22 protein-coding genes and 1 riboswitch are annotated in these 22,859 nt (G+C 71.2%); of the genes, 14 read left to right on the forward strand and 8 right to left on the reverse strand.

Going from position 1 to position 22,859, the window contains the following annotated elements; all coding sequences use genetic code 11:
• From RIN80_RS09985 to RIN80_RS09995, 3 genes are all read left to right on the forward strand, one after another.
• Positions 1-1,511: cbb3-type cytochrome c oxidase subunit I (locus RIN80_RS09985; protein ID WP_309095168.1), on the forward strand; the 1,511-nt coding region annotated here is incomplete at its 5' end.
• On the forward strand, positions 1,508-1,906 hold the full coding sequence (locus tag RIN80_RS09990; protein WP_309095169.1) for a cytochrome c oxidase subunit 4: 399 nt from the start codon (positions 1,508-1,510) through the stop codon (positions 1,904-1,906). The genes RIN80_RS09985 and RIN80_RS09990, both read left to right, overlap by 4 nt.
• A 146-nt stretch (positions 1,907-2,052) precedes the next feature.
• Entirely contained in the window at positions 2,053-3,306 is a 1,254-nt protein-coding gene (locus RIN80_RS09995; protein ID WP_309095170.1) for an Ig-like domain-containing protein, read from the forward strand.
• Positions 3,307-3,383: 77 nt separating this feature from the next.
• On the opposite strand, the gene RIN80_RS10000 is transcribed toward RIN80_RS09995, so the two are convergent.
• Entirely contained in the window at positions 3,384-3,785 is a 402-nt protein-coding gene (locus RIN80_RS10000) for a hypothetical protein (protein ID WP_309095171.1), read from the reverse strand.
• Between the two features lie 145 nt (positions 3,786-3,930).
• On the opposite strand from RIN80_RS10000, the gene RIN80_RS10005 reads away from it, so the two are divergent.
• From RIN80_RS10005 to RIN80_RS10030, 6 genes are all read left to right on the forward strand, one after another.
• Complete coding sequence (locus tag RIN80_RS10005) at positions 3,931-4,551, forward strand: heme-copper oxidase subunit III (RefSeq protein WP_309095172.1); 621 nt, start codon at positions 3,931-3,933, stop codon at positions 4,549-4,551.
• A gap of 80 nt (positions 4,552-4,631) precedes the next feature.
• Entirely contained in the window at positions 4,632-5,444 is an 813-nt protein-coding gene (locus RIN80_RS10010) for a cytochrome c (protein ID WP_309095173.1), read from the forward strand.
• Complete coding sequence (locus RIN80_RS10015; RefSeq protein ID WP_309095174.1) at positions 5,441-6,508, forward strand: Rieske 2Fe-2S domain-containing protein; 1,068 nt, start codon at positions 5,441-5,443, stop codon at positions 6,506-6,508. The genes RIN80_RS10010 and RIN80_RS10015 overlap by 4 nt, the downstream gene beginning before the upstream one ends.
• Complete coding sequence (locus RIN80_RS10020) at positions 6,505-8,127, forward strand: cytochrome bc complex cytochrome b subunit (protein WP_309095175.1); 1,623 nt, start codon at positions 6,505-6,507, stop codon at positions 8,125-8,127. Before RIN80_RS10015 ends, RIN80_RS10020 begins: the two co-directional genes overlap by 4 nt.
• A gap of 138 nt (positions 8,128-8,265) precedes the next feature.
• Positions 8,266-9,330 (forward strand): anthranilate phosphoribosyltransferase, encoded by a 1,065-nt coding sequence (gene trpD, locus RIN80_RS10025; protein WP_309095176.1) that lies wholly within the window; start codon positions 8,266-8,268, stop codon positions 9,328-9,330.
• Between the two features lie 72 nt (positions 9,331-9,402).
• Positions 9,403-9,519: riboswitch (SAM riboswitch) on the forward strand.
• A 128-nt stretch (positions 9,520-9,647) separates the two neighbouring features.
• Entirely contained in the window at positions 9,648-11,015 is a 1,368-nt protein-coding gene (locus RIN80_RS10030; protein ID WP_309095177.1) for an aminotransferase class V-fold PLP-dependent enzyme, read from the forward strand.
• On the opposite strand, the gene RIN80_RS10035 is transcribed toward RIN80_RS10030, so the two are convergent.
• The 7 genes from RIN80_RS10035 to RIN80_RS10065 all read right to left on the reverse strand — a co-directional run bounded on the left by RIN80_RS10035 (position 10,970) and on the right by RIN80_RS10065 (position 17,271).
• Positions 10,970-12,163: a glycerate kinase gene (locus tag RIN80_RS10035; protein ID WP_309095178.1), complete on the reverse strand. Its 1,194-nt coding sequence runs from the start codon at positions 12,161-12,163 to the stop codon at positions 10,970-10,972. The two genes, RIN80_RS10030 and RIN80_RS10035, sit on opposite strands and share 46 nt — an antisense overlap.
• Positions 12,164-12,173: 10 nt before the next feature.
• Positions 12,174-13,589 (reverse strand): SLC13 family permease, encoded by a 1,416-nt coding sequence (locus RIN80_RS10040; protein WP_309095179.1) that lies wholly within the window; start codon positions 13,587-13,589, stop codon positions 12,174-12,176.
• A gap of 139 nt (positions 13,590-13,728) precedes the next feature.
• Positions 13,729-14,388: a response regulator transcription factor gene (locus RIN80_RS10045; protein ID WP_309095180.1), complete on the reverse strand. Its 660-nt coding sequence runs from the start codon at positions 14,386-14,388 to the stop codon at positions 13,729-13,731.
• Positions 14,385-15,770 (reverse strand): ATP-binding protein, encoded by a 1,386-nt coding sequence (locus tag RIN80_RS10050; RefSeq protein WP_309095204.1) that lies wholly within the window; start codon positions 15,768-15,770, stop codon positions 14,385-14,387. The genes RIN80_RS10045 and RIN80_RS10050 overlap by 4 nt, the downstream gene beginning before the upstream one ends.
• A 58-nt stretch (positions 15,771-15,828) precedes the next feature.
• Positions 15,829-16,158 carry a small secreted hydrophilic protein gene (locus RIN80_RS10055; RefSeq protein ID WP_309095181.1) on the reverse strand — a complete coding sequence of 110 codons (330 nt, stop codon included), beginning with the start codon at positions 16,156-16,158 and terminating at the stop codon, positions 15,829-15,831.
• Between the two features lie 82 nt (positions 16,159-16,240).
• On the reverse strand, positions 16,241-16,522 hold the full coding sequence (locus RIN80_RS10060) for an Lrp/AsnC ligand binding domain-containing protein (protein ID WP_309095182.1): 282 nt from the start codon (positions 16,520-16,522) through the stop codon (positions 16,241-16,243).
• Positions 16,519-17,271: a rhomboid family intramembrane serine protease gene (locus tag RIN80_RS10065; RefSeq protein WP_309095183.1), complete on the reverse strand. Its 753-nt coding sequence runs from the start codon at positions 17,269-17,271 to the stop codon at positions 16,519-16,521. The genes RIN80_RS10060 and RIN80_RS10065 overlap by 4 nt, the downstream gene beginning before the upstream one ends.
• Positions 17,272-17,429: 158 nt before the next feature.
• Between RIN80_RS10065 and RIN80_RS10070 the strand changes: the two genes are divergently transcribed.
• The 5 genes from RIN80_RS10070 to RIN80_RS10090 all read left to right on the forward strand — a co-directional run bounded on the left by RIN80_RS10070 (position 17,430) and on the right by RIN80_RS10090 (position 22,786).
• The gene (locus RIN80_RS10070) at positions 17,430-17,669 is read left to right on the forward strand and encodes a hypothetical protein (protein ID WP_010048941.1); all 240 of its coding nucleotides are present in this window, start codon (positions 17,430-17,432) and stop codon (positions 17,667-17,669) included.
• 36 nt (positions 17,670-17,705) lie between these two features.
• The gene (locus RIN80_RS10075) at positions 17,706-19,055 is read left to right on the forward strand and encodes an NYN domain-containing protein (protein ID WP_309095184.1); all 1,350 of its coding nucleotides are present in this window, start codon (positions 17,706-17,708) and stop codon (positions 19,053-19,055) included.
• A gap of 248 nt (positions 19,056-19,303) precedes the next feature.
• Entirely contained in the window at positions 19,304-20,344 is a 1,041-nt protein-coding gene (locus RIN80_RS10080) for an NlpC/P60 family protein (protein WP_309095185.1), read from the forward strand.
• Positions 20,345-20,555: 211 nt separating this feature from the next.
• Complete coding sequence (locus RIN80_RS10085; RefSeq protein WP_309095186.1) at positions 20,556-21,569, forward strand: NlpC/P60 family protein; 1,014 nt, start codon at positions 20,556-20,558, stop codon at positions 21,567-21,569.
• A 32-nt stretch (positions 21,570-21,601) separates the two neighbouring features.
• Positions 21,602-22,786, forward strand: coding sequence for a hypothetical protein (locus RIN80_RS10090; RefSeq protein ID WP_309095187.1), 1,185 nt, complete (start codon positions 21,602-21,604; stop codon positions 22,784-22,786).
• The last annotated feature ends 73 nt before the right edge of the window (positions 22,787-22,859 follow it).

Raw genomic sequence — 22,859 nt, forward strand, 5'->3', positions numbered from 1 at the left:
AGATCATGTCGAACGAGCAGTTCAACCAGGCGTTCACGATGCACGGCACGATCATGCTGCTGATGTTCGCGACGCCGCTGTTCGCGGGCTTCGCGAACTGGATCATGCCGCTGCAGATCGGCGCGCCGGACGTGGCCTTCCCGCGGCTGAACATGTTCGCCTACTGGCTGTACCTGTTCGGCTCGCTCATCGCGGTCGGCGGCTTCCTCACGCCGCAGGGCGCGGCCGACTTCGGCTGGTTCGCCTACAGCCCGCTGTCGGACGCGGTCCGCTCCCCGGGCATCGGCGCCGACATGTGGATCATGGGTCTGGCCTTCTCCGGCTTCGGCACCATCCTCGGCTCGGTCAACTTCATCACCACGATCATCTGCATGCGCGCCCCGGGCATGACGATGTTCCGCATGCCGATCTTCACCTGGAACGTGCTGCTGACCGGTGTGCTGGTCCTGCTGGCCTTCCCGGTCCTGGCCGCGGCCCTGTTCGCGCTGGAGGCGGACCGCAAGTTCGGCGCCCACGTCTTCGACTCCGCCAACGGCGGCGCCCTGCTGTGGCAGCACCTCTTCTGGTTCTTCGGCCATCCAGAGGTGTACATCATCGCGCTGCCGTTCTTCGGCATCATCAGTGAGGTCATCCCGGTCTTCTCCCGCAAGCCGATGTTCGGCTACACGGGTCTGATCGGCGCGACCATCGCGATCGCGGGCCTGTCCGTGACGGTGTGGGCCCACCACATGTACGTCACCGGCGGTGTCCTGCTGCCGTTCTTCTCCTTCATGACCTTCCTCATCGCGGTCCCGACCGGTGTGAAGTTCTTCAACTGGATCGGCACCATGTGGAAGGGCTCGCTGTCCTTCGAGACCCCCATGCTCTGGGCCACCGGCTTCCTGATCACCTTCACCTTCGGTGGTCTGACCGGTGTCATCCTGGCCTCGCCGCCCATGGACTTCCACGTCTCCGACTCCTACTTCGTGGTGGCCCACTTCCACTACGTCGTCTTCGGCACCGTGGTCTTCGCGATGTTCTCCGGCTTCCACTTCTGGTGGCCGAAGTGGACCGGCAAGATGCTGGACGAGCGCCTGGGCAAGATCACCTTCTGGACGCTGTTCATCGGCTTCCACGGCACGTTCCTGGTCCAGCACTGGCTGGGCGCCGAGGGCATGCCGCGCCGTTACGCCGACTACCTGGCGGCCGACGGCTTCACCGCGCTGAACACGATCTCGACGATCAGCTCGTTCCTGCTCGGCATGTCGATCCTGCCGTTCTTCTACAACGTGTGGAAGACGGCCAAGTACGGCAAGCCGGTCGGCGTCGACGACCCGTGGGGCTACGGCCGCTCCCTGGAGTGGGCCACCTCCTGCCCGCCGCCCCGCCACAACTTCATCACCATGCCGCGGATCCGGAGTGAATCCCCGGCGTTCGACCTGCACCACCCGGAGATCGCCGCCCTCGACCAGCTCGAGAACGTGGGCCACGGCGACAAGGCTCTGGCTGGCGGCAAGGAGGCCGGCAAGTGAAGATCCAGGGCAAGATGTTCATGTGGCTGAGCGCCTTCATCCTCGTCATGGCGATCGTCTATGGCTGGTGGTCGAAGGAGCCGGCCGGCACCACGGCGCTCTTCCTGGCGTTCGGCCTGGCCATCATGATCGGCTTCTACCTCGGCTTCACGGCCAAGCGGGTCGACGTGGGCGCCCAGGACGACAAGGAGGCGGACGTCGCCGACGACGCCGGCGAGGTCGGGTTCTTCAGCCCGCACAGCTGGCAGCCGCTCTCCCTGGCCATCGGTGGCGCCCTGGCCTTCCTGGCCGTCGCCATCGGCTGGTGGCTGATGTACTTCTCGCTGCCGATCATCCTGATCGGCATCTGGGGCTGGGTCTTCGAGTACTACCGCGGTGAGAACCGCACCCAGTAACACCGCACCGAGCGCCGCAGGGGCCCGGACACTCCGTGAGGAGAGTCCGGGCCCCTGGTCGTGGGCTCCTGCTCCCGGCGTAATACATGTCACTCGTACGGGTCGGTCGGCGTGCCGCTCTTGACGCGACTTCCTAGCGTGAGGCCATGAGCCACACAGCGATATCCCGCCCCCGCGCCGCCGTCGGCTGCGCGCTGCTGGTCATGGCCCTCGGCGCGGGCGTCACCGCCTGCGGCTCCGACGGCAACCCCCTCTCCGCCCGCCCCTACGACGCGGCGGACCAGATCTCCTTCAACACCCCGGACGGCCACAAGAAGGCCGACCCGGACAAGCCCCTGGAAGTCGTCGTCGAGGACTCCGGCGGGCGCATCACCGACGTCACCGCCCACGACGCCGCAGGACGCCACGTGGCGGGCGAACTCGCCGCCGACGGGAGCCGCTGGCACAGCACCTCGCCGCTCGCCGCCAACGCCGGCTACACGGTCCGGGTGAGCACCGAGGACGAGGACGGCGCTCCCGGCCGCAAGGTCCTCACCTTCGCCACCGGCAAGCCGGCCGCCAAGAAGCGCCTGGACGTCACCTTCGGCCCCGAGCAGGGCACCTACGGCGTCGGCCAGCCCATCACGGCCGAGCTCAGCCAGCCCGTCAAGGACACGGCGCAGCGGGCCGTCGTCGAACGCGCGCTCAGGGTCTCCTCCACGCCCGCCACGGACGGCGCCTGGCACTGGGTGGACGACAGGAAGCTCCACTACCGCCCGAAGGACTACTGGCCCGCCCAGGCCACCGTCCAGGTCCGCAGCAACCTGGAGGGCATCAAGATCGGCGACCGCATGTGGGGCGGCAGGGCCAAGCCGCTGACCATCACCACGGGCGACAAGGTCGTCGCCGTCACGGACGCCGCGGCCCACCGGATGACCGTCTACAAGAACGACGAGGTCGTCCGCGAGATCCCGGTCACCACGGGCATGCCCGGCTATGACACCCGCAACGGCGTCAAGGTCGTCCTGGCCAAGGAGGGCACCGTCCGGATGACCAGCGCCAGCATCGGCGCCTCGGACTTCTACGACCTGGTCGTCCACCACTCGGTCCGGGTCACCAACAGCGGCGAGTACGTCCACGCCGCCCCCTGGTCGGTGGGCTCGCAGGGCTACGCCAACGTCAGCCACGGCTGCACCGGCATGAGCACCGAGAACGCCGCCTGGTTCTACGAGACCGTCCGCGAGGGCGACATCGTCAAGGTCGTCAACTCCGCCGGCGACACGATGACGCCGTTCGGCAACGGCTACGGCGACTGGAACCTCGACTGGACGAAGTGGCGCACCGGCAGCGCCCTGGTGGGCGGCACCCCGGAGGGCCCCACCCCGGCCGACAGGGCCCGGCTGCGCCCGCAGAGCGTCTGACCTGAAGGGGCGCGGGGAACTGCGCGAACAGCCCCCACGCACCGGTACGTCGCCACACGACCGGACGTCTGGGGCTCCTAGGCGTTCAAAGCCGCCCTCGACCGCAACAAGGAAGCCAGGGCGGAGGCGAACTCCACCGGCTCCACCGGCAAGGTCACCGCCGCCTCCGCACGGCTCCACGTCGCCAGCCACGCGTCCTGCGGCCGCCCGATCAGCAACAGCACCGGAGGACAGTCGAAGATCTCGTCCTTGATCTGCCGGCAGACCCCCATGCCCCCCATCGGCACGGCCTCACCGTCCAGCACGCAGACGTCGATCCCGCCGCGGTCCAGTTCCTTGATCACTGCCGCCGGGGTCGCGCACTCCACGAACTCCACCACAGGCACGTCCGGGGCCGGCCGCCGGCCGGTCGCGAGCCGCACCTGTTCGCGGGTGTTGGAGTCGTCGCTGTAGACCAGCACCGTGGCGGTCGGCTGCATTGTTCCTCCGTGACGTCAGCGTCGTAAGGACAGGCCCGTTGAGCCGGATGCTACTCCCTTGAACACCACGTCAACACCGGTACGACCGGCTTAGACACTCCGAACGGCACCCCCCGGAGTGAGGGCGGGATAAGCGACCGACATAATGTCGGTCGTGGCGACAGCAACGACAGTAGAAACCGGGCACGCGCACCCGTCGGTCAACCGGCCGAACCTCACCAGCGTCGGAACCATCATCTGGTTGAGTTCCGAGCTGATGTTCTTCGCGGCCCTCTTCGCGATGTACTTCACCCTGCGATCGGTGACCGGTCCTGACTTCTGGCAGGAGAAGGCCGATGCCCTGAACTTCCCGTTCTCGGCGACGAACACCACGATCCTGGTGCTCTCCTCCCTCACCTGCCAGCTCGGCGTCTTCGCCGCCGAGCGCGGTGACGTGAAGAAGCTCCGGATGTGGTTCATCGTCACCTTCATCATGGGTGCGATCTTCATCGGAGGCCAGGTCTTCGAGTACACCGAGCTGGTCAAGCACGAGGGCCTGTCCCTCTCGTCCGACCCGTACGGCTCGGTCTTCTACCTGACCACCGGCTTCCACGGCCTGCACGTGACGGGCGGTCTCATCGCCTTCCTGCTGGTCCTGGGCCGGACCTACGCGGCCCGGAGGTTCACCCACGAGCAGGCGACCGCCGCGATCGTCGTGTCCTACTACTGGCACTTCGTCGATGTCGTCTGGATCGGCCTCTTCGCCACGATCTACATGATCAAGTAGCAGGGCCCGCATCCGCCGCGCCCGACGAGGCGCGCATCCCAGAAGCATCGACGCAGAAGATCCTGACACCGGGGTAATCCGTGAAAAAGCTCTCCGCACGACGACGCCACCCGATGGCGGCGCTCGTCGTCCTACTCCTCGCGCTGGCATGCACCGGGGGGCTGTACGCCGCGTTCGCACCCGCGAGCAAGGCGCAGGCCGACGAATCCGCCCAGTCCCTCACCATCGAGGAGGGCAAGAAGCTCTACTCGGTCGGCTGCGCCAGTTGCCACGGCACCGGCGGTCAGGGCACCTCCGACGGCCCGAGCCTGGTGGGTGTGGGCGCCGCGTCCGTCGACTTCCAGGTGGGCACGGGCCGTATGCCGGCCGCCACCTCCCAGGGCCCGCAGGTCCCGAAGAAGAAGAACATCTACACCCAGGCCGAGATCGACCAGCTCGCGGCGTACATCGCCTCCCTCGGTGCCGGCCCGGCCGTCCCGACGGAGGACCAGTACAGCCCCGAGGGCGCCGACATCGCCAAGGGCGGTGAACTCTTCCGGACCAACTGCGCGCAGTGCCACAACTTCACCGGCAAGGGCGGCGCGCTGACGCACGGCAAGTACGCGCCGAGCCTGGAGGGCGTCTCCGAGAAGCACATCTACGAGGCCATGCAGACCGGCCCGCAGAACATGCCGTCCTTCCCCGACACCACGCTGTCGGAGAAGAACAAGAAGGACATCATCGCGTACCTCGACGCGGTCAACAGCGAGAAGACCGAGAGCCCCGGTGGCCTCGAACTGGGCGGTCTGGGACCGGTCAGCGAGGGCCTCTTCGGCTGGATCTTCGGTCTCGGCGGACTGATCGCCGTCGCCGTGTGGGTCGCCGCCCGGACCGCAAAGGCCAAGAAGTCATGAGTAGCCAAGAGATTCCAGAAGAGAACCTGCCCGCCGCGCGGTCCGCAGGACATGACGAGCACGGCGTGGTCAGCGTCGCGGACGAGAAGCACCCGTTCGCCGACCCGGGCCTGCCGCCCCACGAGCACCGGATCCAGGACATCGACGAGCGGGCCGCCAAGCGGTCCGAGCGCTCGGTCGCCCTGATGTTCACGGTGTCGATGCTGGCCACCATCGCCTTCATCGCCGCGTTCGTGGCGATCCCGGTCGACAAGTCGGTCTACATCTTCCCGCTCGGCCGCATCAGCGCCCTGAACTTCGCGCTGGGCATGACGCTCGGCATCGCGCTGTTCTGCATCGGCGCCGGCGCCGTCCACTGGGCGCGCACCCTGATGTCGGACGTGGAGATCGCCGACGAGCGGCACCCGATCGAGGCGGAGCCCGAGGTGCGCGAGAAGGTCTTCGCGGACTTCAAGCAGGGCGCCAAGGAGTCCGCGCTCGGCCGCCGCAAGCTGATCCGCAACACCATGCTCGGCGCGCTCACGCTGGTGCCGCTCTCCGGCGTCGTGCTGCTGCGCGACCTCGGCCCGCTGCCCGGCGAGAAGCTCCGCCACACGCTGTGGTCCAAGGGCAAGCTGCTCGTGAACATGAACACGAACCAGCCGCTGCGCCCCTCGGACGTCGCGGTCGGTTCGCTGACCTTCGCCAAGCCCGAGGGCCTGGAGGAGCACGACCACGAGTTCCAGAACGAGATCGCCAAGGCCGCCCTGATGATCGTCCGGATCCAGCCGGAGAACATCAAGGACAAGCGCGAGCTCGAGTGGTCGCACGAGGGCATCGTCGCGTACTCGAAGATCTGCACCCACGTCGGTTGCCCGATCTCCCTGTACGAGCAGCAGACGCATCACGTGCTCTGCCCCTGCCACCAGTCCACCTTCGACCTGTCCGACGGTGCCCGAGTGATCTTCGGTCCCGCCGGTCACGCCCTGCCGCAGCTGCGCATCGGCGTGAACGACGAGGGCTACCTCGAGGCGCTCGGCGACTTCGAAGAGCCCGTCGGTCCTGCCTTCTGGGAGCGCGGATGAGTAACAAGGACGACCGCCGCAAGGCGCCCGCCGGAGAGCGGGTCGCCGACTGGGCCGACGGCCGCCTGGGGATCTACTCCCTGGCCAAGGCCAACATGCGCAAGATCTTCCCGGACCACTGGTCCTTCATGCTGGGTGAGATCTGCCTCTACAGCTTCATCATCATCATCCTGACGGGTGTGTACCTGACGCTGTTCTTCCACCCGTCGATGAACGAGGTGGAGTACCACGGCAGTTACGTCCCGCTCCAGGGGCAGCTGATGTCGGAGGCGTTCGCCTCCACGCTGGACATCAGCTTCGACGTCCGCGGCGGTCTGCTCATCCGGCAGATCCACCACTGGGCGGCGATCATCTTCCTCGCCGGCATGTTCGTGCACATGATGCGCGTCTTCTTCACCGGCGCGTTCCGCAAGCCGCGCGAGATCAACTGGCTGTTCGGCTTCCTGCTGTTCGTCCTCGGCATGTTCACCGGTTTCACCGGCTACTCGCTCCCGGACGACCTGCTCTCCGGCACCGGTGTCCGCTTCACGCAGGGCGCGATCCTGTCCGTGCCGATCGTCGGCACGTACATCTCGATGTTCCTGTTCGGCGGGGAGTTCCCGGGCACCGACTTCGTCGCCCGGTTCTACTCGATCCACATCCTGCTGCTGCCGGGCATCATGCTCGGGCTCGTGGTCGGCCACCTGATCCTGGTCTTCTACCACAAGCACACGCAGTTCGCGGGCCCTGGACGGACCAACAAGAACGTCGTCGGCATGCCGCTGCTGCCGGTCTACATGGCCAAGGCCGGAGGCTTCTTCTTCCTGGTCTTCGGTGTCATCGCGGCCCTCGCCGGCATCGCCACGGTCAACCCGATCTGGGTCCTCGGCCCGTACCGGCCCGACCAGGTGTCGACCGGCGCGCAGCCCGACTGGTACATGGGCTTCGCCGAGGGTCTGGTCCGCGCCATGCCGGGCTGGGAGATCAACTTCTGGGGTCACACGCTCGTCCTGGGCGTGTTCATCCCGCTGGTCCTCTTCGGCCTGTTCCTCGCGATCATCGCCCTGTACCCGTTCATCGAGTCGTGGGTGACCGGGGACAAGCGCGAGCACCACATCCTGGACCGGCCGCGCAACGCCCCGACGCGCACCGCGTTCGGTGTCGCCTGGGTCACCGGCTACATGATCATGCTGATCGGCGGTGGCAACGACATCGTCGCCACGCACTTCCACCTGTCGATCAACGCGGTCACCTGGTTCGTCCGGATCGGGTTCTTCGCCGGGCCGGTCATCGCGTTCATCATCACCAAGCGGATCTGCCTCGGCCTGCAGCGCCGGGACAAGGACAAGGTGCTGCACGGCCGCGAGTCGGGCATCATCAAGCGCCTGCCGCACGGTGAGTTCATCGAGGTGCACGAGCCGCTCAGCCAGGAGCAGATGTACACGCTCACGGCGCACGAGCAGTACAAGCCGGTCGAGCTCGGCCCGACGGTCGACGAGAACGGTGTCGAGCGCAAGGTGAAGGGCTCCGAGAAGCTGCGCGCCAAGCTCAGCGACGCCTACTACGGCGAGGGCGCCCAGATCCCGAAGCCCACCGTCGAGGAGTACCGGGAGATCACGAGCGGCCACGGCCACCACTGATCACTGCTTCGCCACGCCACGGCAAGGGCCCCGTCCGGTGTTCGGACGGGGCCCTTCGCGGTGCTCTGGGGCTGGATAGGGTGGACCTCGTTGAGACTCTCGTCCCGTAGTGCGGGACGCCTGATCCTGGAGCGGCTTATGAGCGCTGTGACCCCCGCTGGAGGCGACACCGCGGCGGGCCGCTCCTGGCCCCTGTTGTTGAACGGCCTGCTTCAGGGCCGGGACCTGACCGCCGACGACACCGCGTGGGCGATGGACCTGATCATGCGCGGCGAGGCGACCGACGCGCAGATCGCCGGGTTCGTGGTGGCACTGCGCGCCAAGGGGGAGACCGTCGAGGAGATCGCCGGGTTCGTCCGGGCGATGTACGAGCACGCCAACGTCATCGAGGTGCCGGGCCCCGCGGTCGACATCGTCGGCACGGGCGGCGACGGCGCGAAGACCGTCAACATCTCCACGATGTCGGCCATCGTCATCGCCGGCACGGGCGCGAAGGTCGTCAAGCACGGCAACCGCGCCGCGTCCTCGGCGTCCGGCGCCTCCGACGTCCTGGAGAAGCTCGGCGTCAACCTGGAGCTGCCGGTGCACCGGGTGGCCGGGGTGGCCGAGGAGGCCGGGATCACGTTCTGCTTCGCGGCGAAGTTCCACCCGTCGATGCGGTACGCGGGCGCGGCTCGCGGGCAGCTGGGCATCCGGACCATCTTCAACGTCCTCGGGCCGCTGACCAACCCCGCCAAGGTCCGCGCCCAGGCGGTCGGCGTGGCCGACCCGCGCATGGCGCCGATCGTGGCCGGCGTCTTCGCCGAGCGCGGTCACTCCTCCCTGGTCTTCCGCGGCGACGACGGCCTCGACGAACTGACCACCACCGCCACCTCCCGGGTCTGGATCGTCCGCGACGGCAAGGTGACCGAGGAGGCCTTCGACCCGCGCGAGGTGGGGCTCGAACTGGTCCCGGTGGAGGCCCTGCGCGGCGCGGACGCCTCGTACAACGCCGAGGTCGCCCGCCGCCTGCTGGACGGCGAGCGGGGCCCGGTGCGGGACGCGGTGCTGCTGAACGCGGCGGCGGCGCTGGTGGCGCTGGAGCCGGGCACGGGCACGCTGGCCGAGCAGATCCGCGCCGGCATGGCCAGGGCGGCGGAGTCGATCGACTCGGGGGCCGCCAAGCGGACGCTGGAGCGGTGGGTGGCCGCCAGCAACGCCTGACGCGTGAGGTGCGTCCCGTGATCCGGACACGGGTTGCGGGACGCCGATCACTTCACGTACGTTCCCGTACCAGGTCATGAGTGACAGTCATGAGGCCCCGGCCGACTGTCCGGCAACCCTCCGTCCGTGGCGGGGTGCCCCGGGTGAAGACCAGGCCGCAGGCAGCGAGGTCTGCGGCAAGCGCGGACCCCTCGCGACACCAGGGGTCCTGGTCGACGAGGAGTCTTCCGTGAGTCAGCGAATGCGATAGGGCCGCAGAGCCCCGCCTCCGCACCCCCTTCCTCTCTCTCCACCCCTGTCTCTCACGGGAGTTCGCCATGTCCGTCTCCACCCTTGCCGCCGACCGGTCTGTATGTGCCCCGCTGCCCGTTCTGGGACGGGATGTCACCGTGCCGCTCGTGACCGGCGGTGAGGTCACCTACGCCGCGCTCGACTACGCCGCCAGCGCCCCGGCGCTGCAGCGGGTCTGGGACGACGTCGCCGCCTACGCGCCGTACTACGGCAGCGTCCACCGCGGTGCCGGGTACCTGTCCCAGCTGTCCACCGACCTGTTCGAGAACGCCCGCCGGACCGTCGCCGGGTTCCTCGACTGCCGCGCCGACGACCAGGTCGTGTTCACCCGCTCCACCACCGACTCGCTCAACCTCCTCGCCGCCGCCCTCCCGGAGGGCTGCGAGGTCTTCGTGTTCGAGACCGAGCACCACGCGTCGCTGCTGCCCTGGCGCGACGCCCGCGTCACCTTCCTCGACGCTCCGAGGAGCCACCGCGAGGCCGTCGGGACCCTGCAGCGCGCCCTCGCCGGCCGGGACCCCCACGGACCCGCCCTCGTCTGCGTCACCGGCGCCTCGAACGTCACCGGCGAGCTGTGGCCCGTACGGGAGCTGGCGGCCACCGCGCACGCCCACGGGGCGCGGATCGTGCTGGACGCCGCCCAGCTGGCCCCGCACCACCCGGTGTCCGTCGCGGACCTCGACGTCGACTGGGTCGCCTTCTCCGGGCACAAGCTGTACGCGCCCTTCGGCTCCGGCGTCCTGGCCGGGCGGGCCGACTGGCTGCGCGCGGCGGAGCCGTACCTCGCGGGTGGCGGGGCCAGCCGCAAGGTCGCGCGGGGTGCGGACGGGGGCGTGGACGTGGAGTGGCACGAGAGCGCCGCCCGCCACGAGGCCGGCTCCCCGAACGTCATCGGCGCCTACGCCGTCGCCTCCGCCTGCAAGGCCCTCACCGAGGCCGGGTTCGACGCCCTCGTCGCCCGCGAGCGGTACCTGATCGAGAAGGTGCGCGCGGGGCTCGCCGAGGTGCCCGAGGTCCGCACCCTCTCCCTCTTCGGGGACGACGCCCCGCGGGTCGGCGTGATCTCCTTCGTCGTCGACGGCTGGAACAGCTCGCACTTCGCCGCCGCCCTCTCGGCCGAGTACGGCATCGGCGTGCGGGACGGGCTGTTCTGCGCCCACCCGCTGCTGCGCACGCTGCTCGGCAGCGACCCGCAGACGCAGGGCGAATGCGGGGCGCCGGAGGCAGCGCCGGGGGAGAGGTCCCTCAACGCCGTCCGTGTGAGCTTCGGGGCCGGTACGCCGGACGAGCACGTCGAACGGTTCGTGAACGCGGTGAAGGAGCTCGTCACGGACGGAGCGAAGTGGAACTACCGCACGGAGGAAGGGCGTTGCGTCCCGGACACCTCGGCGTGAAGCGGTAGCCGGGCGCCCAGGACGATCATCCGCAGGGCCCGTTCGGTGGCGTCGGTGAGCAGCTCGCCCGCCCGCAGCAGCGCCTCCGCCAGCTCCATCGGGGCGGGCAGGATGCCGTGGCAGGCGTCCACGCCCGGCACCTGGTGCGCGCCCTCGCCGAGGGTGCCGGCCAGCGCCAGGACCGGGCGTCCGTACCGCTTGGCCCGGCGGGCCACCTCGGCCGGGACCTTGCCGCGCGGCGTCTGGCGGTCCAGGGCACCCTCGGCGGTGACGACCAGATCGGCGCGGGCCAGCCGGGCGTCCAGGTCGAGGTGGTCCAGCAGCACGTCGAAGCGGGGCAGGAGCCGGGCGCCCAGGGCGGCGAGCCCGGCCCCCAGGCCGCCGGAGGCTCCCGTGCCCGGGCCGGAGCGCAGCTCGGTGCCCGGGACGGCGGCGTCCCGGGTGAGGACGAACGCCCAGTTCTCCAGGGCCGCCGACAGCTCCTCCACCTGCGCGGGCGTCGCCCCCTTCTGCGGTCCGAAGACCCGGGCCACGCCCCGCTCGCCGCACAGCACGTTGTACGGGTTGCAGGCGACGAGCAGCTCCACGTCCGCGAGCCGGGGATCCAGTCCGGCCGGGTCGACGCGGCGCAGCCGGGTCAGCTCCCGGCCGCCCCGGGGCAGTTCCCGGCCGTCCTCGTCCAGCAGCCGGGCCCCGAGGGCCTGGAGCGCGCCCGCCCCGCCGTCGGAGGTGCCCGAGTCGCCGCAGCCGACCAGGATCCGCCGGACGCCCGAGTCCAGGGCGGCGCGGATCAGTTCGCCGACGCCGTACGTGGTGGTGGCGCCCGGGTCGCGCCGGTCGCGCGGGACCAGGGAGAGGCCCGCCACCGCCGCCATCTCCACCACGGCCGTGTCCCCGGAACCCAGCAGGGCGTAGTGCGCGGCGAGGGGCTCCCCGACCGGGCCGGTCGCGGGCACGGTGACGATCCTGCCCCCGGTCGCGGCGGCCAGGGCCAGGGCCGTGCCCTCGCCGCCGTCCACCAGCGGGACGAGGTCGAGCTCGGCGCCCGGCAGCACGCGGCGCACCCCGGCCGCGATGGCGTCGGCGGCGGCCTCGGCCGACAGGGACTCCTTGAAGCCGCTGGGGGCTACGACGACACGGTTCAGCATGGAGGGCTCCTCAACGGGTGACGGACACGCCGAGCAGCGGCCACACCGCGACGGCGAACAGCAGGACGAGTACGGCGGTCAGCGGGGCCAGGACGGCGGACAGGCGCAGCAGGTCGCGCGGGGTGAACGTGGGGGTGCCGGGAACCTGCGCGAAGAGCGTGACCGGCTTGGCCGAGGCGGGCAGCGTGTGGCAGAAGCCGGCGGCGGCGGTGGAGGCGAGGGCGGCGGCGACCGGATTGACGCCGGCGGCGGCGGAGGCGGCCACGACCAGCGGCACCAGGACCGAGGAGCGGGCCGAACGCGACTGCAGGACCAGATGGGCCGCCGTGCTCACGGTGATCACGACCGCCAGGAACGCCACCGGGGTCGCGCCCGCCGGCAGCCCCGCAACCAGCCAACCGGCCGCGCCCGAGTCGGCGAGCGCGACGCCCATCGCCATCGTCGCCGCCATGAACAGCAGCAGCGCCCAGGGGACGGTCTTCAGGGCGTCCTTCAGGCGCACGGTACCCAGGGCCGGCGAGGAGGCGATGACGGCACCGATCAGTGCGACCAGGGCCGGCGGCACCCGGTGCAGCGGCTCACTGCACCACAGCAGGACCACGGTGGCCAGCAGCAGGGCGCAGCGCTTCTCGGCCTGGCTCCAGGGGCCGGTCACCGGCTGCTCGCTGTGCTCCTGGATCTGCTCGGGGGTGACGCGGACCGGGCCGCGGCGGTCCGCGCGCCGGGTCGTCGTCAGCAGGACCAGCTCGGCGGCCAGGTGCGAGGAGACCACGGCCAGCGGCAGGCCCAGCAGCAGCCACTGCGTGAAGCCGATCTGCTGCCCGGTGGCCTCCCACAGCACCGACACGGTGATCAGATGCGCACCCGCGCCGATCAGGGTCGCCACCGCAGACAGAAGGATCACGGTCGGAAACAGCAGCGCCAGCATCACGACCAGTCGCTTCCGGTCGGCGAGGACCTTCGCCAGCGCGAGGAACACCGGCAGCGCGAGCGCGGCCCGGCCGGAGGTGGCGGGCACCGCGAACGCCGTGACGACCAGGGCGGCGGTGGTCAGGTGCACGAGCTGCCGCACGCCGCGCGCCCCGCTGACCAGGAACACCGCCGCCCGGCCCGCGAGCCCGGTCCGGCTCACCGCGGCCGCCAGCACGAACGCGCAGATCAACAGCCAGACCGTGGCGTCCCCGAGCGTCCCGAACAGGGTGTCGCTGCTGATCACCCCGGTCACCGTGAGCGCGAGTCCGGCGCCCAGGGCGATGTAGGTGTCGTCGACGGACGTCCCGATCCAGGCGCAGGTCGCCAGCGCGAACACGCCGAGCGTGAGCCGGGCGTCGCCGCCGAGCCCCGGGAAGTTCGCGGGCACGGCGAGCAGCGCGCACATGGACAGGGCGACGCACAGGGCGATCGTGGTGCGGAGGTTCAGCGTCACGTCATCGAGGATTCTTCGGGGCGGTGAGTCGTCGATGAGTTCCACATGAAGGAACGTTCAGGTGCGCCACCTCGGGGGCGCGGGGAACTGCGCGACCAGCCACACGCCACCCGCACCCGGCCACGGCGCTCATGCGGCACTACGGCAACCGGTACCCCATCCCCCGCACCGTCTCCACCCGCTCCGCCCCGAGCTTCTTCCGCAGCGTCCGCACGTACACGTCCACGATGTTGGACCCCGGATCGAAGTCGTACCCCCACACGTGCGACAGGATCTGCTCCCGGGACAGCACCTGCCCGGGATGCCGCAGGAACAGTTCCAGCAGCACGAACTCACGCGCCGTCAGGTCGACCGTCCGCTCCCCGGCCCGGGCCCGCCGCGTGCGCAGGTCCAGGCTCAGGGAGCCCGACCTGAGCACCGTCACCTCCGGCGCCCGCGCCGCCGTGCGGAGCCTGAGCCGCACCCGCGCCAGCAGTTCCTCGAACCGGAACGGCTTGGTCATCCAGTCGTCGGCACCGCCCTCCAGACCGGCCACCGTGTCCCGCACGGAGTCCCGTGCGGTCAGCACGATCACCGGTACCGACACCCGCGCCTCGCGCAGCTCGCGCAGGAGGGTGAAGCCGTCCCGGCCGGGCAGCCCGATGTCGAGGACGACGAGGTCGAAGCCGCCGGTCAGGGCGTACTCGTAGCCCGCGTCGCCGTCGGTGACGACGGTCGTGGTGAAGCCGTTGGAGCGCAGTCCCTTCTCCACGAAGGAGGCGATGCGCTCCTCGTCCTCGACGATGAGGATGCGGTTCACGTGGGGTCTCCTTCCGGTGCCCGGGGTGCGTGCAGGACGAGGGCGAAGGTGGCGCCGCCGCCGGGCGTCCCGTGGAGCCGCACCCGCCCCCGGTGGCCCTCCGCGATCGCCTTGACGATGGACAGCCCGAGCCCGGCCCCGGAGCCCCGGGCACCCCGGCGGGCCGTGCCGCGCCGGAAGCGTTCGAAGATCACCTCGGTGTCCTGGGGCTGCACCCCCGGCCCGGAGTCGGCGACGTACAGCTCCAGGTGCGGGCCGTCGGCGCGGGAGCCGATGCGGATGGTCTGGCCGGTGGTGGTGTGCTGCACGGCGTTCTGCGCGAGCTGCACCATGGCCTGGGTGATCCGCTGTGGATCCAGTTCGGCCTCCACGTCGGCGACCGAGTCGAGCCGCCAGTCGCGTTCGCCCAGGGTGCGGGCCTTGACGTAGACGTCGGCGGTCAGTTCGGCGACCTGGACCGGTTCGGGCGTGACGAAGTCGGGGCGTTCGGCCCTGGCGAGCAGCAGCAGGTCCTCGACGATGCGGCTCATCCGGTCCAGCTCGTCGGTGACCAGCCGGACGGTCTCCTCCCGCTCGGCCGGGTCGTCGCCCATGACCTCCAGGTGGCCGCGCACGATGGTGATCGGCGTGCGCAGCTCGTGCCCGGCGTCGTCGACGAACTCGCGCTGCGCCGCGAACGCCCGCTCCAGCCGGTCGAGCATGCCGTTGAAGGTCTCGGCCAGGGCCGCTATGTCGTCGTGGCCGTGCACCGGGATACGGCGGGTGAGGTCCTGCTCGGTGAGCTGCGCGGCGGCCGTGCGCACCACCCGCACCGGCCGCAGGATCCGCCCGGCGACCGCCCAGGCGATGCCGGTCGTCAGCAGCAGGGCGACCCCGGAGATGACCAGCAGCGTGCGGAAGACGGTGTTCACCCGCGCCCGCTCCCGCTCCGGGTGGAAGGCGACGACGAACGCGGCGTCCGGCTCCCGGCCCGGCTGAGCCACGGTGACCTTGGCCCAGCGGATCTCGCCCTGAGGCCGCCGCAGCACACCGGAGGACTCGGGGGAGACGAAGACGCGGCGCCGGGCCTCGGGGTCCCGGTGCAGGGGCAGGGCGACGGGCAGGTCGTGCGGCTGGCGGATCTGCCGGGGGCCGCCGCCGCCCGCCCGCCCGACCAGGCCGATCAGCTCCTCGTCCGCGTCCGGGTACTGCCGTTCCAGGAAGACCGTCAGCAGCCGGTCCGCGTCGGTGAACGGCCGGCCGGTCTGCGGGTCGCCGCCGCGCTCCTCGAAGTTGGCGAACTCGCCGGTCTCCTGCGTGAGCAGCCGGTTGACCCGGTTGTCGACGTCCCGCAGCAGGTAGGAGCGGGTGGTCATGGCCACCGAGGCGAGCGCGACCGCCATCACCAGCAGCAGCCACAGCAGGATCCGGACCCGGGCGGAGATCCGCCGGCGGCCGCCGTCAGTTGTCGGAGCCGGGGCCGTCGTCGTCGCCCGGCCCGTCGTCCGAGCTGCCCGGGCCGAGGTCGTCGTCGTCATCGTCACTCGCTGAGCTGTCGGTCACCGGGGGCCGCGAGACCACCTCGTCGCCCGGGGCGGACCCGCCCGGCGAGGGCGACGAGGGGGACTGGAGCGTGGAGGTGGGAGTGGGCGTGCCGCGGTCCAGCTCCACCTGCTGGGACGGCACCCTGGGCGCCTCGGGACGGTCCGCGAGGGCGTAGCTGGTCGCGGCGATGCCCAGCGGGATCAGCACGACGGCGGACAGGGCCGCCATACGACGGGAGAAAGCCATGCGCCCGATCCTGCGGACGTGAGCCGGGGAACGGGATGAAGCCCGGATGAAGAACTCTTCATCCTCCGCGCCCGGAGGCGACTCAGCTGTCGAGACCGATCGCGAACGCCGCCTCCAGGTCGTGCTGCGAGTACGTGCGGAACGCCACGTGCGTGTCCGTGCCCTCCACCCCGGGGATCTTGCTGATCCGGCCGGGGATGACCTCGGCCAGGTCCTCGTGCTCCTTGACCCGGACCATCGCGATCAGGTCGTAGGTGCCGGTGACGGAGAAGACCTCGCTGACGTTGTCCAGCGCCGCGATCGACTCGGCGATCTCGGGGATCCGGTCCACGCTGGTCTTGATCAGGACGATCGCGGTGATCACGGCTGGTTCTCTCCCTCGGGGGCCGGAGCAGGGGCGGCCTTCACTCTAGTGGGGCCGGTCGGGCGGCCGTAGCGGACGGAGGCGTAGCCGAAGCCCAGACCGAAGCCGATGAGGTGGGCGAGGTAGGCCACCCCCGGCCCGGCCGGGGCCCGGCCCGCCGCCAGCCACTGCAGGGCCGCCCAGAACGGCAGCACGATCCACGCCGGGAAGCGCACCGGCAGGAAGAACAGGAACGGCAGGAGACTGGTCACCCGGGCCCGGGGGAACAGGTACAGGAACGCGCCGAGGACCGCCGAGATGGCTCCCGAGGCACCGACCAGGGACTGCTCGGAGTCCGCGTTGGCGACGGCGTAGCCCAGCAGGGCCAGGTAGCCGCAGCCGACGTAGAACAGGGTGAACTGCACGCGGCCCATCCGTTCCTCGGTCATCGCCCCGAAGACGTAGAGGAAGAGCATGTTGCCGAGCAGGTGCACCCAGCTGCCGTGGACGAACAGCGCCGTCGCGGGGGTCAGGGGCGAGCCCCCGGACCCGTCGAACAGTTCTGCGGGGATCACGCCCCAGCGCCGGAAGTAGGCCCGCTGCGCGGCGAGCAGCTCGTCCCCCGATCCGTAGGCCGGATTCAGGCCCGAGGCGGGTCCGGCCAGGAAGACCGCGCAGCACAGCGCGATCAGCGCGTACGTCACCGGCGCCGACGACCCCCTGATCGCTCTGCCGCCCCGGACGATCGACGCACTCCACTTCCTGATCATGAATACAGAGCATGACGTAACCGGACGCAACAGCACAGACCGCCTCGCCGCCGTGGACACGCGGGCGGCGAGCACCCGCCAGGCCGTAGGGTTACGAGCCACACGCACCGGGAGGCCGGTCGCGTCACGGACACTAGAAGGAAAGAGAACAGGCCACGATGACGGTTCCCCTGCCGACCGCCTCGACGCGGTGGCGCTGCACCCTCTGCGGCAACCTCACGAGGTTCGACGTGACCCGCTCGTCCAAGGTCGTCGAGTACGTCCACCTGGACCTGGCCGGGGAGCCGAAGGTCGAGGAGCGCGAGGTGCTCAGTGAGACCATCGAGTCGGTGCGCTGCCGCTGGTGCAACGCGGTGGACCAGGTGGAACTCGTGGACAGGCCGGGCGCCGGCTCCTGAGGGGAGCCGGCCCCGCACAGCATTGGGGTGTGACGGATGGTGGAGACCACGGGCGGGGGGCCGGGCGACGGCGCCGCCGAGGTGCTCGACCGTCCGCTGCCCGACGGCGTGCGCCGCAGGGTCGTCCAGATCGTCTCGGACGGCTTCGGCTCCCTGACGGTCGGCGAGCTGCCCGCGCAGCTGCGGCAGTACGCCCGGTTCGCCCCGAACCGCCGGGCCAAGTTCGCCGGCAACGCCATGGCGGCGGCGCTGGAGACCGACCCGCTGTTCCGGCAGCGCATCGGGGAGAAGCTCAGAGAGACCCAGCCGGAACTGACCGGCGCCCTCGACTCCGGCTCCCCGCCCCTGGCCGCGGACCCGCTCGACGTGGCGGCCGCGGCCTACGTACTGCGGCCGCCCGGCTGGGTGAAGCTCGTGGCCGCCGCCGGCGAGGAGGCCCAGCGGGCCGACGCCGAGCGCGCCGACGAGGAGAACCGGGCGGAGCTGGAGCGGCTGCGCGCCGAGCTCGACCGGGCCCGTGACCACACCCGGGCCGAGACCGAGCGGCTGCGCGCGGAACTGGATTCGGCCAAGAAGGAGACCGAGTCGCTGCACCGCAAGCTCCGCGCCGCCCTCAGCGACGTCAAGCGCGGCGAGGCCGCCCTGCGCAAGGTCCAGGGGGAGATCGAGGCCGTGCGCGCCGACGCGCACGCCCAGGTCTCCGCCGCCGAGAGCGAGGCCCGGCGGCTCAAGGCCCGGCTCGGGGAGAGCGAGGCCGCGCTGGAGGCGGCCCGGCGCGCCGCCCGCGAGGGCCGCAGCGTCGAGGACATGCGGGTGCGGCTGCTGCTGGACACCCTGCTGGACGCCACCCAGGGGCTGCGCCGCGAACTCGCCCTGCCGCCGGTGTCGGTGCGGCCCGCCGAGACCGTCGACGCCGTCGAGCCGGGCCGGATGACCCCCAAGGACATCGCCGCGCGCGCCCTGTCGGAGAACGACCCGCAGGTCCTCGACCAGCTGCTCGCGCTGCCGCAGGCCCATCTGGTCGTCGACGGCTACAACGTCACCAAGACCGGCTATCCGCAGATGCCGCTGGAGAAGCAGCGCCTGCGGCTGCTCGGCCAGCTCTCCCAGCTGGCCGCGCAGAGCGGCGCCGAGGTGACCTGTGTCTTCGACGGCGCCGAACTGGCCGCGCCGGTGCTGCTCGCGCCGCCGCGCGGCGTGCGCGTGCTGTTCTCGAAGCCCGGCGTCACCGCCGACGAGCTCATCCGCCAGCTGGTGCGCGCCGAACCGCCCGGCCGCCCGGTCATCGTGGCCTCCACCGACCGCGAGGTCGCCGACGGCGTGGCCCGCGCCGGGGCCCGGCCGGTCGCCTCCGCGATGCTCCTCAAGCGCCTTTCGAGGGCCTAGGGGTCGTACGTCCCCTGCGTAACCTCCGGGCGCGATGCCCGAATTGGTGAGGCCTGTGAGCCACGTTGAGTCAAGTGGGTCTCACCGCCTGTGAGTCCAGGTGAAAAGATGGCCTACCGTGACGTGATTTTTCATCTGAGGATTTGAACTGATCACAGGAAGGTCACTAGGGTCAGGCCCCGAACCTCCGCTCGGGTGATCACTCATCGGGAGAGACGGCGGAGGGGCTGAGAAGGAGCTTTTCACCCGTGGCGTCCCACCGTCGTCCCAAGCAGCCGAGCCGCGCACGTGTGACCGTGCTGACCACCGCCGCCGCCGCTGCCGTCGCCTTCAGCTCGCAGGCCGCCAACGCCGCCCCCAGCGAGAAGCCGAGCAAGGACGAGGTCAAGACCAAGGTCGACAAGCTCTACCAGGAGGCCGAGCAGGCCACCGAGAAGTACAACGGCGCCAAGGAGAAGCAGGAGAAGCTCCAGAAGGAGATCTCCACCATCCAGGACAACGTCGCCCGCGGCCAGGAGGAGCTCAACGAGCTGCGCGACAGTCTCGGCCTCGCCGCCGCCTCGCAGTACCGCACCGGCAGCATCGACCCCTCGGTCCAGCTCTTCCTCTCCTCGGACCCGGACGACTACCTCGACAAGGCCTCCACGCTCGACCAGTTGAGCGGCCAGCAGGTCGAGGCGCTGAAGAAGGTCCAGGAGAAGCAGCGCGAACTCGCCCAGGAGCGCGCCGAGGCCTCCGAGAAGCTCAAGGACCTCGCCTCCACCCGCGCCGAACTCGGCAAGAAGAAGAAGGAAGTCCAGGGCAAGCTCGCCGCCGCGCAGAAGCTGCTCAACAGCCTCTCCGCCGCCGAGAAGGCCAAGCTCGCCGAGGAGCAGAACCGCGCCAGCCGGAGCGCCGAGCGCGACGCCCTCACGAGCAACGTGCCGCCCGGCTCCGGCCGCGCCGCCGCCGCCTTCGCCTTCGCCCAGAGCCAGCTCGGCAAGCCCTACGTCTACGGCGCCACCGGCATGAGCTCCTTCGACTGCTCCGGCCTGACCTCCCGGGCCTACGCGGCCGCCGGCGTGCAGATCCCGCGCACCTCCGAGGCGCAGACCACGATCGGCACCAAGATCTACTCGGTCAGCCAGCTCAAGGTCGGCGACCTGGTCTTCTTCTTCAACGACCTGCACCACGTCGGTCTCTACGCCGGCAACGGGCAGATCATCCACGCCCCGCGCACCGGCACGGTCGTGCGCTACGAGTCGATGAACACCATCGGCGGCCCCTTCATGTTCGGCGTCCGGGTCTGATCCCAGCCCTCCGGCGTCTCTCGCAGCGGGACGCCGTGTCCGCCGTTCGGGCGAATCCCGACCGCCCCGAGTGAGCCCCCGCCCCGCCGGTGACCTGCGTCAGCGGTGGGGCGTCCGGCCGCGTACCCACGGATGGTCGTTGGCGGTCCCCGGTCTCGGGGCTACTGTCTGCCGCGTTCCAAGTCCGTCAACGGAAGGAGAGCGGCTTCCCGTGGGGTCCCATCGCCGCCTTGCACCGTCCGGCTTCGACCGGGGCGCCAGCGTCGCGGTCAGCCTGCTGTCCGTCGCTGCCGCCGCCCTGGTCGCGGTACCGGCCGCGGCCGCACCGTACGACGACACCCGGGCCAAGGTGGACCGGCTCTACGAGCAGGCCGAGAAGGCGACCGAGGCCTACAACGCGGCCGACGAACGCGCCGACGCGCTGCGCGAGGAGGTCGGCACCGCCCGGGACCGGATCGCCCGGCAGCAGCAGCGCATCAACTCCCTGCGGGAGTCGATCGGTTCGCTCGCCGGCGCCCAGTACCGGGCGGGCGGCATCGACCCGGCCGTGGCCCTGCTGTTCTCCGACGACCCGGACGACTACCTCGACAAGGCGTCCCGGCTCGACCGCATCACCGCCCACCAGGCCGGCGAACTGAAGGACCTCCAGGACGCCATGCGCGAACTCGCCCAGGACCGTGCGGAGGCGGCGGACAAGCTCCGTGAACTGGAGCGGAGCCGCAAGGCCGTCGCCGCCCACAAGAAGACCGTCGAGCGCAAACTCGCCTCCGCGCGGCGGCTGCTCAACTCCCTGCCCGACGGCGAACGCGACGCCTACGACCGGGCCTCCCGCTCCGGCCGCGACGACGTGCCCGACCTCGGCGGCGCCACCGCCGCCTCGGGACGCGGGGCCGCCGCGGTCGCCGCCGCCCGCAGCGCCCTCGGCAAGCCCTACGTGTGGGGCGCCAGCGGGCCCACCGGCTTCGACTGCTCGGGCCTGATGCAGTGGTCGTACGCCCAGGCCGGGGTCTCTCTGCCGCGCACCTCGCAGGCCCAGCGGTTCGCCGGCCGGCAGGTCCCGCTGTCCGAGGCACGCCCCGGCGACCTGGTCGTCTACCGGGCCGACGCCAGCCACGTCGGGATGTACATGGGCAACGGCCAGGTCATCCACGCGCCCTATCCCGGCGCGCCCGTGCGCTACGACCCGGTCGGGATGATGCCCGTGTCGTCGGTCACCCGGGTCTGACCGACGCCGCCCCGCGCCCGTATTCTCGGGGCGTGGCTGGTCGACGGTGGGGCTCCGGGGCGGTGGCGCTGGTACTGCTGCTCGCCGCCCTGGTGGGGTGCGGAGGCCCGTCCGCGACCGACAGTGCCACGGCCGACGTCCAGCGGCTGCTGGACCGGCGGGCCGCAGCGGTCGTCGACCGCGACGAGCGGGCCTACGAACGGACGGGCACCGCAGCCGACTTCCACCGGCTGCGGGCCGTGCCCGTGGCCGGCTGGTCCTACCGCGTGACCGCGCTGCGCCGCAGCGGCGACACGGCCACCGCCGACGCCGAACTGCGCTACAGCGTCGCCGGGTACGACCGGGCGCCGGTGACCGCCGGGCGCACGCTGCGGCTGAGCCGCGACGCCGGCGGACGGTGGTCCGTCGTCGACGACCGGCCCGCCAGGAAGTCCGCGCAGCAGCTGTGGGACCAGGGCACGGTGCGGATCATGCGGGGCGCACACAGCCTCGTCCTCGGCGTCGGTCAGTCCGACCGGTCCCTGCGCGGCTTCGCCGATCTGGCGGACCGGGCGGTGCCCGCCGTGTCGGACGCGTGGGGCACGCGGTGGAGCCGGCGCGTCGTGATGCTCGTGCCGAAGTCGCTGGAGGGGATGGCGGGGCTGCTCGGCTCGCCCGCCTCCTCCTACCGCGGCATCGCGGCCGTCACGACCGGTGAGACGGGCGCCCCGGCCCGGGCGCCGGCGGACCGGATCATCGTCAACCCGGACGCGTTCGCCCTCCTCGGCAGCCTCGGGGAGCAGGTCGTCGTCACCCACGAGACGACCCATGTCGCCACCCGGGCCCGGACCACCGCGGCCACGCCGCTGTGGCTGTCCGAGGGCTTCGCCGACTGGGTCGGCTACCGCTCCGTCGGCCGCACACCCGCCGAGGCCGCCCCCGAACTGACCCGCGCCGTGGACCGGGGGCGGCTTCCTGCGGCGCTCCCGGCCGACAAGGACTTCGGCTTCACCGGCGACTCCGGCCGTCTGGCCCGCGCCTACGAGAGCGGCTGGACGGCGTGCCGGATGATCGCCGACCGCTGGGGCGAGTCACGGCTGCGCGCGTTCTACCGGGCCGTGGGCGAGCACGACGAGCGGGCCGGGGCGGTGCAGGACGCGATGCGCGAGGTCCTGGGGACCACGCCGGAGGCCTTCACGGCGCAGTGGCGGGAGTATCTGCGCACGCAGCTGGGCTGAGGGCGGGCCCCTTCCCGGGGCGGGACGAGCGGCGGGCCGTCGGGCGGCAGGCCGTGCTCCTGCCCGGTGCCCT

The sequence above is a fragment of the Streptomyces sp. genome, from assembly GCF_031181705.1.
Classification (GTDB): domain Bacteria; phylum Actinomycetota; class Actinomycetes; order Streptomycetales; family Streptomycetaceae; genus Streptomyces.

Bases quoted from the DNA above. Each gene is read 5' to 3' on its own strand.
- RIN80_RS10030 (WP_309095177.1), top strand. From the start codon at position 9,648: ATGTCCGTCTCCACCCTTGCCGCCGACCGGTCTGTATGTGCCCCGCTG.
- RIN80_RS10015 (WP_309095174.1), top strand. From the start codon at position 5,441: ATGAGTAGCCAAGAGATTCCAGAAGAGAACCTGCCCGCCGCGCGGTCC.
- RIN80_RS10075 (WP_309095184.1), top strand. From the start codon at position 17,706: ATGGTGGAGACCACGGGCGGGGGGCCGGGCGACGGCGCCGCCGAGGTG.
- RIN80_RS10055 (WP_309095181.1), bottom strand. From the start codon at position 16,158: ATGGCTTTCTCCCGTCGTATGGCGGCCCTGTCCGCCGTCGTGCTGATC.
- RIN80_RS10020 (WP_309095175.1), top strand. From the start codon at position 6,505: ATGAGTAACAAGGACGACCGCCGCAAGGCGCCCGCCGGAGAGCGGGTC.
- RIN80_RS09995 (WP_309095170.1), top strand. From the start codon at position 2,053: ATGAGCCACACAGCGATATCCCGCCCCCGCGCCGCCGTCGGCTGCGCG.
- RIN80_RS10035 (WP_309095178.1), bottom strand. From the start codon at position 12,163: ATGCTGAACCGTGTCGTCGTAGCCCCCAGCGGCTTCAAGGAGTCCCTG.
- RIN80_RS10065 (WP_309095183.1), bottom strand. From the start codon at position 17,271: ATGATCAGGAAGTGGAGTGCGTCGATCGTCCGGGGCGGCAGAGCGATC.
- RIN80_RS10050 (WP_309095204.1), bottom strand. From the start codon at position 15,770: ATGGCGGTCGCGCTCGCCTCGGTGGCCATGACCACCCGCTCCTACCTG.
- RIN80_RS10070 (WP_010048941.1), top strand. From the start codon at position 17,430: ATGACGGTTCCCCTGCCGACCGCCTCGACGCGGTGGCGCTGCACCCTC.
- RIN80_RS10000 (WP_309095171.1), bottom strand. From the start codon at position 3,785: ATGCAGCCGACCGCCACGGTGCTGGTCTACAGCGACGACTCCAACACC.
- trpD (WP_309095176.1), top strand. From the start codon at position 8,266: ATGAGCGCTGTGACCCCCGCTGGAGGCGACACCGCGGCGGGCCGCTCC.
- RIN80_RS10005 (WP_309095172.1), top strand. From the start codon at position 3,931: ATGTCGGTCGTGGCGACAGCAACGACAGTAGAAACCGGGCACGCGCAC.